Source organism: Pseudodesulfovibrio sp. (assembly GCF_028692895.1).
GTDB lineage: Bacteria > Desulfobacterota > Desulfovibrionia > Desulfovibrionales > Desulfovibrionaceae > Pseudodesulfovibrio.
This window is the reverse complement of the sequence record NZ_JAQUWN010000093.1, coordinates 1-10,838: the sequence shown is the minus strand read 5'-3', so window position 1 is coordinate 10,838 and position 10,838 is coordinate 1. Positions and strand designations below refer to the sequence as shown.

Below are 10,838 nucleotides of genomic sequence, written 5' to 3'. Positions count from 1 at the left end.
CCGCAACAACAAAAAAAGGGGGAGGAGTTCTTTCGAACTCCTCCCCCCGGAAATGCGGGTAAATGTGTCTCGGACTAGGCTTCGGCCGGAAGTACGTGCACGCGGGTCTTGACGACCTTGTTGCGGGTGTACTTCTCGAACTTGACCACGCCGTCGCGCAGGGCGAACAGGGTGTAGTCCTTGCCCGTGCCCACGCCTTCACCGGCGTGGAAAGAGGAACCGACCTGGCGGACGAGGATGTTGCCGGCAACCACTTCCTGGCCGCCGAAACGCTTCACGCCACGCCGTTGTCCGGCGCTGTCACGACCGTTTCTGGAACTACCACCAGCTTTCTTATGAGCCATTGTATCCTCCCTTCAGGCGCTAGGCCGTGATGGATTTGACCTTGATTTGGGTGTAATCCTGGCGGTGGCCCTGCGTCTTGCGAGCGTCCTTCTTGGACAGCTTGTGAAAGACCACGACCTTGTCGCCACGGATGTGGCCCAGGACTTCGCATTCCACCGAGGCGCCCTGGACAAAGGGCTCGCCGATCTTGGTGTCGCCGTCCTTGTCCACCAGCAGCACGGAATCGATGTTCAGCGTGTTGCCGGTTTCGGCCTGGAGCAAATCTACATTGAGTTCAAGACCTTCTTCAACGCGGTACTGTTTTCCGCCGGTCTCGATGATAGCGAACATAGTGAAAACCTCCAATTCGTAAGAGGAGGCAACCTAGCCGCAACTAGGCCGGGAAGTCAAGTCCCGGATGACTTTTTTTCCCTTTTTTTTTGCCAGTCGGCCCGGCCTCTGCTACACGGCTCCGAACAAGGGGGATTTCATGCTCAAAATCACGCTGCCGCTGCTGCTTATGCTGCTCCTCTTCGCCGGGTGCACGCCCCACGGGACCCGCCACGCGCCGGTGCCCGACGTCCTGCGCTGCGGGTCCTTTCCCTGCGGGGACGAGATCGAGACCCCGGACATGGACCTGGTCTACGAGATCGACCTCGACCCCTCCGGGACCTGCCTGCTGCGCGGCACGGCCACTCCCCGCGGGCTTTCCGTGAACGAGGACCTGGACTTCATCGTCATCAGCGTGGAGCTGCTGCGCGACGTCACCGTCGCCGACTCCTTCTCCTTTCCCGTCCCGTGCCGGGGGCCGGACCGGCCCATCCCGTTCGAGAAGCGGTTCACCCCGAGCGGCGGATTCGACGGCGTGACCTTCCACTGGGACGTGCAGCGGGCCAATTAGCGGACCGTCGCCTTTCAACAGCCTGTCAGGACATGGTCCGCGCCAGGACCAGCACGTCCACCCCGGCGGCCCCGGCCCGCTTCAGGGTGCGGGCGCATTCCCGGAGCGTCGCGCCCGTGGTGTAGACGTCGTCCACCAGCAGGACCCGCTTGCCGCGCATCGCGGCCGTGTCGGCGGCGAAGGCGTTCTTGATGTTCGCCTGCCGCTCCTTGTGGTCCAGCCGGGTCTGGGGCTGGGTATACCGGGTGCGTTCGAGGGCGCGGTTCCATAGGGGGACGCCCAGGCCGCGGGCCACGGCCCGGCCCAGCTCCGACGACTGGTTGAACCCGCGCCAGGCCAGCCGGCGCCGGTGGAGCGGCACCGGGACCACGCCGTCCACGGGCTCGGTCAGGTGGCGGGCGGCCGCGCCTTTGGCCAGGTCCGAGAGCAGGCGCGAGTGGCCGTAGCCGCCGTTGAATTTGAAATGGAGGATGAGGTCGCGCAGCCCGCCCGCGTACACGGCGTGAAAGGCCAGGCGGTCCCAGGGCGGCGGCTCGTGCAGGCAGTCGGGGCAGACCGCCGGGACGGCGCTGTCGTCGCCGAATATTTCGCCGCAGACCGGGCAGTAGCCGCCGGTGCGCGGGGCGAGGCGCTCGGCGCAGCGCTCGCAGAGCGGCCCTTCGCCGTGGGCCAGCGCGCCGCAGGCCGGGCAGCGGGTGGCGGCCAGTCCGGCCCTGCGGGCCAGGGTGCGCAGCCGGTCGAGCATGGTGGTCAGGCGCTCTCCCGCCAGGCGGCGCGGCCCAGCTCGGCCACCGCCTCCTCGAACTCCCGCCGGGCCCGCAGGTCGCCGGGGCCGTCCAGGCCGCGCAGGGCCAGGGGATCGGCCAGGGTGAGGTTGAAATTCCGGAAAAAGTACTTGAGCGTCAGGCGCGCACCTTCGAAGAGCTTCTCCCCGCCGGGCTGCCCGGCCACCAGCACGGCGCGGACCGCGCGCTCGGGCAGGTCGGCCACCCACGGTTCGCCGCCCCTGCGGGCGGTCCAGAACTGCTGGCCCCGGTCGATCCACGCCTTGAGCCGCGAGGGCAGGTGATAAAAATAGACGGGCGAGGCCAGGAGCACGGTCCGGGCGGTGAACAGGGGGGCGAAGGCCTCCCAGGCTTGGTCCTTGCGCCCCAGGGCGCAGCGGTCGCGGTCCCGCTTGTCGGTGTGCTTGTCGCAGAACCCGCAGGCCAGGCAGTGCTGGATCTCATAGTCGCGCAGGGGCAGGATCTCGGCCGCGCCGCCGGCGTCGCGCACGCCCTCTGCCAGGAGGGCGGCGGCCCGGTCCGAGTTGCCGCCCCTGCGGTGGCTGCATGTGTAGATCACGGCTCCGGTCATTCCTGCTCCCGGTCAAAAAGCGGCTGCTTGCGCGTCATTACGGCCAGGACGTGATCGCCCCGGTTCTCGAACTCGAAGGACCAATCCGGAAAGATGTACGACTCGTGCAGCACCTGCGGCTCCCCCTTGGGGGAGACCAGGGCCTCTATCCGGTCGGCCTTGCCCAGACGGAGGTACCAACCTACCTCCATGCCCACGCCTCAGCACTTGTCGCGCAGGTCGATGCGGATCGGCTCGGCCATCTCATTCCCCCTGGAAGTATGGGTTGTGCAGGTGCTCTTCGCCCGCCGTGGTAGCCGGGCCGTGGCCGGGGTAGAGCACGGTCTCGGGCGGCAGGGTGAATATGTGCTCGCGCACCGAGCGCCTGAGCTCGTCCAGGTCGCCGCCGGGAAAGTCCGTGCGCCCGATGGAGCGGTAGAAGATGAGGTCGCCGACAAAGGCGGCCCCGGCCTCGGGAAAATGGAAGGTCAGGCTGCCCCGCGAGTGGCCGGGCGTGGTGAAGACCGTGCAGTCGAACCCGCCGAAGCGGTGCGCGCCCGGCTCGATGAAGGTGGGGGCGTATTCGTCCACCGGCGGCAACCCCATGCTGCCGCCCATGCCCAGCCAGTTCTCCAGCAGTTCCTTGTCGGCCCGGCCGCAGAGCAGGGGGGCGTCCGTGGCCTCGGCCAGGGCGCGGGCCCCGTAGGTGTGGTCGAAGTGGAGATGGGTGAGCAGGATGTGGGTCAGGGCCAGGCCGCGCGCCCGCAGGTGGTCGAGCAGCGGGGCGGGGTCGCCGCCGGGGTCCACGGCCACGGCCTCGCGCTCCCCGGCCAGGAGGTAGCAGTTGGTCTGGAGCGGGCCCAGGGGAAAGGTCAGCAGTTCCATTACAGTTTCTCCAAGAGCAGGTCGGAAAGGGGTTTTCGGTCGGAGGAGCCCCGTTGGTCCGGATGGCCGAGGGCGACGACCGCCTCCAGCTCGTACTGGGCCGGGTCCAGGGAGAGGGCGTCCAGCGAGAGGGCCTGGTCGTTGATGATCTGGCCGAGCCAGACCGCGCCGAGCCCCAGGGCGTGGATGGCCAGGAGCATGTTCTGGATGCAGGCCCCGGCCCCCTGGCGGTCCTTGATTTCTGAATACATGGCTTCCTTTTCCAGCAGCACGGCGATGCAGGCGGCCGAGTCCCGGACGATGTGCGGGTACTTGGTGCACCCGGCCAGCCTCTCGTGGCGCGGGTCGCCTCGTTTGACCGCCAGGAAGCGCCAGGGCTGGTTGTTCAGCCCGCTGGGGGCCCAGCGGCCCGCTTCGAGGATGGCGGTCAGTTCCGCGTCGGCGACCGGCTCGTCCGTGTAGCGGCGGATGGAGCGGCGGTCGCGGATGGCCCGCAGGACGGGATTGTCGTCGGTGGACATCGTGTTATACTCCTTGAACTATCCGACGCCCAATGTAGCCTACGGCGACGTGGCGGGCAAGTGTGTGTGACCCTTTCGGCCCGGCCGTCGTATATGTGATTGCAGTTGAGTCAGCCCCGCCCGGGCGGGGCGCAAGGAAATGGTGAATGGGAGAAAGCACGGAAACGGAGCTGATACGCGAGGTGCTGGGGGGCGACCCCCGCCCTTTCGAGACGCTGGTCCGCCGCTATCAGGGGCCGGTCTTCAACCTCATGCTGCGCCAGACCGGCGACTTCGAGGTCTCGGCCGACCTGGCGCAGGAGGCCTTTGTCCGCGCCTACACGCGGCTGGAGACCTTCCGGCCCGGCAACCGATTTTTTCCCTGGCTCTATTCCCTGGCGCTGAACGTGGTCCGCGACTGGATGCGCAAGAGCGGTCGGGATTTGCACGTGTTCATGGAGGACCCGGCCGTCATGGAGCATGGCGACGGGGGCGAGGACGCCGAGCGGGCCGCGTCCCGGCGCATGGACGGAGCCCTGGCCTTCGAGAAGGTCATGGGCCTGGCCCCCAAGTATCGGGAGGCCCTGATTCTCCGTTTTCGCCACGATCTTTCCATGAAGGAGATAGGGCAGGCCCTGGACATCACGGTGAGCGGCGCGAAGATGCGCGTCAGCCGTGGACTGGAACTGGTCCGACAGCAACTTGAGGAGGCGTCCGATGCAGAGTGAGGAACGCGCGTCCCGTCTGAACGAAGAGATAGAGCGGTCCGTCCGGACCATGGCCGAGCAGTCCCCGCCCGACGGTTTCGCCGCGCGGGTCATGGCGTCCCTGCCGCCCCGGCGCGTCCCGGTCCGGACCCGGCTGCGCCTGTGGCTGACCCGGCCCCGGTCCCTGACCTTCACCCCGCTCACGGCCGCGCCCGCGCTTGTCCTGGCCGCCGGGCTCCTGTTCCTGGTCCTGCGGCCCGGCCCCGCGCCGTTGCCGGAGCGCGACGCGCTCTCGCCGGTCCGGTTCGTGCTCTACGACGCCCGGCGCTCGGCCTCGTCCGTGGCCGTCATCGGCTCCTTCAACAATTGGCGGCCCACGTCCGACATGCGCTACGACCCGGCCGCCGGGGCCTGGGTGCTGGAGGCGCGGCTGCCCCAGGGCGAGTACGAATACGTCTTCATGGTGGACGGCAAGCGGATCGTCCCGGACCCGCGCGCCCAGGCGTCGCGCGATGACGGGTTCGGCAACACCAATTCCATCGTCTATGTCGGCGGCGGCCATGAGCAGGCGCTTTAGCACTTTTTTCGTGCTGGCCGGGCTGCTGGCCTGGCTTGCCGCAACCCCCGCACTGGCGGGCGGGAGCTTCGCCGCCGCCGCCGGCCAGGCCCGGCGGTGCGGCGTTTCCGGCGAGGTGATGAACACCCTGTCCGCACGCGTGGCGCAGGGAAGCCTGGACGAGGCCGGGGCCGGGTCCCTGCTCGCCCCGCTGCTCGAAGCCTGCGCCGACAGGCTGCCCCTGGCCCCCATCGAGGACAAGCTGGCCGAGGGGCTGGCCAAGAACGTCCCGCCGGAGCGCATCGCGCAGGTGCTTGCGCGGCGGGTGGCGGACTATCGCCGGGGGCGCGAGCTCCTGGCGTCGGGCCGGGGGGGCGAATCCCCCGAGAATCTGGTCGTCCTGGGCGAGGGGCTGGCCATGGGCGTGCCCGAAGCGGATTTCGCGGCCTATCTCGCGGCCTTCGGCAAGCTGCCGGAGCCGACTTTCCTGACCGGGCTGGCCATGGTCTCCTATCAGGGGCAGGCGGGGTTCCCGCCGGACCTGACCCTCGGCGTCATCCGCCAGGGCGCGGAGGCCGGGACCCTGGGCGACGGCTATCGCTACCTGGTCCGGATCATCCTGGCGGCCCGGCGTCGCGGGCTGGCCGACGCGGCCGTGGCCGACGCGGCGCGTGCGGCCCTGCGCGACGGCAAGCCCGTAACCGACGTGGTCACCCGGCTCGGCTTCACCGGGCGCAGCCTCTCCGGCCTGCCGGACGGGCAATAGACGAATTTTGTGACCCGGCCGTTCGCCGGGCGTATATGTTCATGACGATCAACTGCATGTGGAAGGAGTTTTCGGTGAGACACGTCGGAATTGGGGTTGCAATGCTGGGGATGCTGCTGGCCGTGGCCGGTTGCGTGGTGCCCCTCAAGAGCGGGTCGTACTACCTGGAGAAACGGGAGTACCCCCAGGGGATCGAGGCCCAGCAGGCCTGGCTGAGCGAGCACCCGGACGACGCCGGGGCGTGCTATTACATCGGCCGCTACCACCTGGCCATGGAGCAGCCCGCCAAGGCCATGCCCTGGTTCGACAAGGCCATCGGGCTCGCGCCCGACAACGCCGATTACCACTTCTGGAAGGGCGTCGCCTACTGGGCGCTCATGGAATACGGCAAGGAGCGGAAGTGCTACGAGCGGGCGGTGGCCATCGACCCGAATCACATTTCCGCCCATCTGTATCTCGGCCACGGATACACGGACGACAAGGACTGGACCAGGGCCCTGGCCCAGTATGACACGGTCCTGAAACTGGACCCCTATAACCCCGAGGCCCTCTACAACCGGGCGGTCGCCCTGGAGGGCCTGGGAAGGAAAGAGGATGAAGCCGTAGCGCTCAGGACGTTCCTGGAAGACTACCCCGACGGCAGCCTGGCCATGCGGGCCGCCGTCCGACTCAACATGCTGGGGGACTTCAGCTACCGCAACTTCATCATCGGCAGGCGCAACGTCACCCTGCGGGCAATGGCGTTCAAACCGTGGACCAGGGAGCTGACCCTGGAGAGCAAGGAATCGCTGCACGTCATCGAGGCCATGATGAAGGAGGACCCGAAGCTGGTGCTCAACGTGGTGGCCTACAAGAAGGGTGACCTGGCCGGAGCCAGGGAGATGGCCCTGACGATCAGGGACTACATCCTGTCCGGACGCGGGGTTGAACCCGCCCGGTTGCCCCTGAGCTGGTTCGACAGTCCCGAGATCGTCGAGGAGGGCGGCAAGCGCCATGCCCTCGATGATTCCGTGCAGTTCATCACCCAAGTGCGATGAGTTCGCAAGGAGCGAGATCATGAAGAATGTTTGGAAGCATATACTGACCGGGCTGGCCTGTTTCGTGTTGATATCCGCCGTGTGCGCGGCCCGGGTGCACGCCCAGACCGACGAGGGCGCCACCGATACGGGCGCCACCGAGGGCACGACTGACGGCGCCACTGACGGCACGACTGACGGCGCCACCGACGGCGCCGCCGATGCGGAGCCCTCCTTCGCCAACCCGGCGCAGGCGGCCAAGGCCGAGGCACTGGCCGAGGCTGCGGCGGCTGCGGCGGCCGAAGAGACCGCCGCCGAGGTGGAAGCGGCACAGGCGGCCGTGGGCGAGGCCCAGACCGCCGTGTCCGAGGCCGAAGCGGCCCTGGCCGCGGCCGAGGAAGCTGCGGACGAGGCGGCCATCGCCGCGGCCGCCGAGGCCCTGGCGGCCGCCCAGGCCGGACTGGCCGAGGCGCAGACCGCCGCCGACGAGGCCGTGGCGTCGGCCGCGTCCGTGGACGTGGCCGCCATCGCCTCCATGCGTGACGAAGGCATGGGCTGGGGCGAGATCGCCCATGAGCTGGGCGTGCATCCGAGCACCGTCGGCCTCGGCTTCAAGAACCGCGAAAGGGCCCAGGTGGCCAACAAGGGCGTTGCCTCCCAGGCCCAGGCCTCCGTGGCCTCGGCCGCGCATGCGGGCCAGGCCAACGGCCTGTCCAAGAGCACGTCGCGCAACACCCGCACCGGCGTGTCCGACACGCCCGGCGTCTCCGGCGGCCAGGGCAACAAGGCCGTGGGCCTGAGCCGGGCCTCCAGCGCGGCCAAGAGCGGCGCCAAGGGTTCCGCCTCCTCGTCCAGCTCCTCCGCCTCGGGCGGACGCGGCAACGGCAACGGCAACGGCGGGGGCAACAGCGGCAAGGGCTCCGGCGGCAGCAGCGGCAACAGCGGGAACGGCGGCGGCCACGGCGGCGGGAACGGCGGCGGCAACGGCGGCGGCAATGGCGGCGGCCACGGCAAGAACTGATTCTCACAGACTCGATCACCTCCCTCTCTTGGAGGCCCGCCATCCGGCGGGTCTCCATTTTTTGTTCCGATGGAGCGCCTTTGCCGCCGTCGGGCGGAGCCCCCGGCCGGGACGGGAAGTTTTTTTCGGGCGGCAAATAATGGGGAACATCTTCACAAAATAAAGAAATGCAGGTAATGCAATGGGGTATGAACGCCCAGAGTCAAAGCGGCGATCTGGCGGAAGTCTACCTCCAGATCAGCCCCAACATATTGGAAAGTTTTCCGAAGTTCAGGCCGCCAGTGGCCCTTTATCGCTTCGATCCGGCCGTGGCCCAGGTAAAGAAGTATCATGACGCCGAGGCGCGGCTGGCCAAGGAGCGGCAGGAGGAAGTGGCGGAATTCGCCAACGAGGGCACGCTGTTCCTGCTGCGCGACGACTACCGCGTCTACGCCCAGCACCTGAGCAAGAACCTCGGCCTGGTCCTCACCGAGGAGGACTTCACGCCGCAGGAGGTGGCCGAGATTTTCTTCATCGCCCTGCGGGACCGGATGAACGAGTTCTTGGAGCAGCCCACCGAGGAGCCGCTCCGGGGATTGGCCAAGGACCTTTCCATCCTGGTGGAATACCTGTGGATCGATCCCGTCAGGGTGGAGCGCCTGACCAGCTCCCTGCACACGGAATACGACCTGGCGGGCCATTCGGTGAACACCATGTTCGTGGGGCTGGCCCTGTTCACCATGGTGGTCCGGGGCAAGTATGAGCGGGCCACCCTGGTCAGCCTGGCCCTTGGGCTCATCCTGCACGACCTGGGCATGGCCAACGTGCCGAGGTTCATCCTGGACAAGCCGCAGAAGTTCCTGCGCAGCGACCGCGATTCCGTGGAGAACCACATCGACGCCGGGGTGAGCAAGCTGAACCGGCTCAAGCTGCGCGACCCGCTGGTCATGCAGTGCGTGACCCAGCATCACGAGCGGGTGGACGGATCGGGGTATCCCAACCGGATCATGCGCGAGGGGCTGACCATGCCCGGCCGCCTCTGCGGCCTGGCCGACGCCTTTTGCGCCATCGCCAGCATCAGGCCCCACCGCGAGGCCAAGGATTTCAAGCAGGCCGCCCTGCTCCTGCTCAAGGACGGCGAGCGGTTCGACCCCACCCTGGCCAAGCTCCTGGCCGTCCTGGTCACCAAGGGCGTGAGCGAGTATCTGAATCAGGCGGCCTGACGGGCCGTCGTACAACGGTTCGCCGCATCATGGAAAATGGAACGGGCCGGAGGCGCAGCGTTGCGCCTCCGGCCCGTTTTTTGTCGAAATGATCGCCCGGCCGCGCCGGGGGGGAGCTAGATCTCCTTCCACCAGGAGCGCATGCGCACGATCTCCTTGTCGTCCCCCTGGCGGCGCAGGGCGTGCAGCAGGACGGGCGTCCCGTCCTCCTCCCCGGCCTCGGCGCAGGTCGAGACGAGGATGTCCCCGGCGTGGGCCTCGTTTTTGAACTGGATTTCCAGGGCGAGGCAGCGGCGGCCCGCCATCCAGGCCTCGGGCGCGGCCTCCAGGCAGAACTCCACGTAGCGGACGTTGTTGACGTGGTTGTTGATGTCCTGGTCCGACCGGCGGGCCGTGACCAGGGTCTCGCGCGTCCCATCCTTCAGGCGGGGGATGGCCCCGGAGGGCATGACCAGGGCGCGTTCGGCGTCCGGGATGCAGCGGCGGTCCAGGACTTCGTCGGGCGGGCAGGCCTTGTGCGTTTCCAGGTCCACGGCCACCCAGTGGCTGGTGGCCCGGCCGATGCGCCCCGTTGCGTCGTGGACCAGGAAGTCGCGGCCCGCCACCAGCCGCTCGTTGCCCGAGGGCCAGGTCTGCACGCGGCAGGTCTCGCCGAAGCCGGGCAGCCGGTCCATGACCAGGTGGAGCCGGACGAGCATCCAGAAATGGCCGGTGGTGCGCAGGTCCTTGAAGCCGAAGCCCAGGGAGTCGGCATGGCGCGAGGCCACGTCCTGGAGCTGGTCGCAGATGGCGGTGACGGCCACCAGGCCGTCGGAGCGCGGTTCGTAGGAGCGGATGTCGTAGGCGTGTTCGAATATGAGCGGGGCGTCGTGCATGGGATGGCCTCGGAGCGGGGCGGCGCGGGCCGTCTACATGTATTGCATGATGATGTCGCCGATGACGTTCTGAGACACGGCGTGGTCCAAGGCCTCGGAGAACCGCTCGATGAGGCTCTTGGCTCCGGGAAAGTCGCGGCGCAGGCCGAAATGGAAGCTCGACGGCTCGCCCACGGCCAGCTCTCGGGCGCGGAGCTTGCCCTTGAGTCCATGGCGGCCCATGACGTACATGGCGGCCAGGCTGTTGCCCAGGAAAATGTCCGCCCGGCCGTCCGCGACCATGGCCAGGGCGTCGGCCGGGGTGTCCACCCAGGTGATCTTCTGCTCGGGCGGGAAGGTCTTGCGGGCCCAGCCGTTGCCCGCGTAGTCCACCTGGCGGAAGTTCCGAAGCCCCTCCAGCGAGGCTATGCGGTCGATTTCGGCCGCGCGCGGGTTGTTCTTGGCCCGGAACAGGGCGGGCAGGCTCTCCACCACCGGCTGTTCGCAAAAGAGCAGAAATTCCCGCCGCGGGTTCGTGGGGTTGGTGCACAGGGCGTCCACCTTGCCGGTGCGGGCCATGTCCTGCACGGCGGGCCAGGACCCGGCCTGGTGGCGGACGGTCAGGCCCATGCGCTTGACCAGCAGCTCGTTCATGCAGTCCACCAGGATGCCGGTGACCTGGCCATCCTTTTCCATGGAAAAGGGCGGGAAGGCGGCGTTCCAGCCGCAGGTCACGGTGGTGTTGTCGGCGGCCATGGCCAGGGTGGGGGC

General features: G+C 68.2%; 16 protein-coding genes. 7 read left to right on the top strand and 9 right to left on the bottom strand.

The annotated features are described in order from the left end of the window. Positions 1-74 precede the first annotated feature (74 nt). Positions 75-344, bottom strand: coding sequence for a 50S ribosomal protein L27 (gene rpmA, locus PHP91_RS15920; protein WP_300142995.1), 270 nt, complete (start codon positions 342-344; stop codon positions 75-77). A gap of 19 nt (positions 345-363) precedes the next feature. Next, positions 364-675 (bottom strand): 50S ribosomal protein L21, encoded by a 312-nt coding sequence (gene rplU / locus PHP91_RS15915; protein WP_300142992.1) that lies wholly within the window; start codon positions 673-675, stop codon positions 364-366. A 139-nt stretch (positions 676-814) separates the two neighbouring features. Here rplU and PHP91_RS15910 point away from each other — a divergent pair, with 139 nt between their 5' ends. Continuing rightward, on the top strand, positions 815-1,225 hold the full coding sequence (locus PHP91_RS15910; RefSeq protein ID WP_300142989.1) for a hypothetical protein: 411 nt from the start codon (positions 815-817) through the stop codon (positions 1,223-1,225). A gap of 25 nt (positions 1,226-1,250) precedes the next feature. Here PHP91_RS15910 and PHP91_RS15905 read toward each other — a convergent pair whose 3' ends face one another. From PHP91_RS15905 to PHP91_RS15885, 5 genes are read right to left on the bottom strand one after another with little or no spacing between them, the layout of a single operon-like run. After that, a complete protein-coding gene (locus tag PHP91_RS15905; RefSeq protein WP_300142986.1) occupies positions 1,251-1,970 on the bottom strand; it encodes a ComF family protein in 720 nt (239 codons plus the stop codon). Positions 1,971-1,975: 5 nt separating this feature from the next. Beyond that, on the bottom strand, positions 1,976-2,581 hold the full coding sequence (locus PHP91_RS15900; RefSeq protein WP_300142983.1) for an NAD(P)H-dependent oxidoreductase: 606 nt from the start codon (positions 2,579-2,581) through the stop codon (positions 1,976-1,978). Further along, positions 2,578-2,772 (bottom strand): hypothetical protein, encoded by a 195-nt coding sequence (locus PHP91_RS15895; RefSeq protein ID WP_300142980.1) that lies wholly within the window; start codon positions 2,770-2,772, stop codon positions 2,578-2,580. The genes PHP91_RS15900 and PHP91_RS15895 overlap by 4 nt, the downstream gene beginning before the upstream one ends. Before the next feature lie 52 nt (positions 2,773-2,824). Then, the gene (locus PHP91_RS15890; protein WP_300142978.1) at positions 2,825-3,445 is read right to left on the bottom strand and encodes an MBL fold metallo-hydrolase; all 621 of its coding nucleotides are present in this window, start codon (positions 3,443-3,445) and stop codon (positions 2,825-2,827) included. Further along, positions 3,445-3,966 carry a nitroreductase gene (locus tag PHP91_RS15885; protein ID WP_300142975.1) on the bottom strand — a complete coding sequence of 174 codons (522 nt, stop codon included), beginning with the start codon at positions 3,964-3,966 and terminating at the stop codon, positions 3,445-3,447. Before PHP91_RS15885 ends, PHP91_RS15890 begins: the two co-directional genes overlap by 1 nt. Positions 3,967-4,112: 146 nt before the next feature. Here PHP91_RS15885 and PHP91_RS15880 point away from each other — a divergent pair, with 146 nt between their 5' ends. From PHP91_RS15880 to PHP91_RS15855, 6 genes are all read left to right on the top strand, one after another. After that, positions 4,113-4,673: an RNA polymerase sigma factor gene (locus PHP91_RS15880; protein WP_300142972.1), complete on the top strand. Its 561-nt coding sequence runs from the start codon at positions 4,113-4,115 to the stop codon at positions 4,671-4,673. Beyond that, complete coding sequence (locus tag PHP91_RS15875) at positions 4,663-5,229, top strand: glycogen-binding domain-containing protein (RefSeq protein WP_300142969.1); 567 nt, start codon at positions 4,663-4,665, stop codon at positions 5,227-5,229. Before PHP91_RS15880 ends, PHP91_RS15875 begins: the two co-directional genes overlap by 11 nt. Then, entirely contained in the window at positions 5,213-5,974 is a 762-nt protein-coding gene (locus tag PHP91_RS15870) for a hypothetical protein (protein WP_300142966.1), read from the top strand. The genes PHP91_RS15875 and PHP91_RS15870 overlap by 17 nt, the downstream gene beginning before the upstream one ends. Before the next feature lie 101 nt (positions 5,975-6,075). Continuing rightward, entirely contained in the window at positions 6,076-7,011 is a 936-nt protein-coding gene (locus PHP91_RS15865; protein WP_300142963.1) for a tetratricopeptide repeat protein, read from the top strand. A gap of 19 nt (positions 7,012-7,030) precedes the next feature. Next, positions 7,031-8,011 carry a helix-turn-helix domain-containing protein gene (locus PHP91_RS15860; RefSeq protein ID WP_300142960.1) on the top strand — a complete coding sequence of 327 codons (981 nt, stop codon included), beginning with the start codon at positions 7,031-7,033 and terminating at the stop codon, positions 8,009-8,011. Positions 8,012-8,199: 188 nt separating this feature from the next. Continuing rightward, positions 8,200-9,213 carry an HD domain-containing phosphohydrolase gene (locus PHP91_RS15855; protein ID WP_300142957.1) on the top strand — a complete coding sequence of 338 codons (1,014 nt, stop codon included), beginning with the start codon at positions 8,200-8,202 and terminating at the stop codon, positions 9,211-9,213. Positions 9,214-9,329: 116 nt separating this feature from the next. On the opposite strand, the gene PHP91_RS15850 is transcribed toward PHP91_RS15855, so the two are convergent. Together PHP91_RS15850 and PHP91_RS15845 are read right to left on the bottom strand one after the other, a co-directional pair. After that, positions 9,330-10,088, bottom strand: coding sequence for an acyl-ACP thioesterase domain-containing protein (locus PHP91_RS15850; RefSeq protein ID WP_300142954.1), 759 nt, complete (start codon positions 10,086-10,088; stop codon positions 9,330-9,332). A 33-nt stretch (positions 10,089-10,121) separates the two neighbouring features. After that, a partial coding sequence (locus tag PHP91_RS15845; RefSeq protein WP_300142951.1) for a transporter substrate-binding domain-containing protein occupies positions 10,122-10,838 on the bottom strand: 717 nt, incomplete at its 5' end.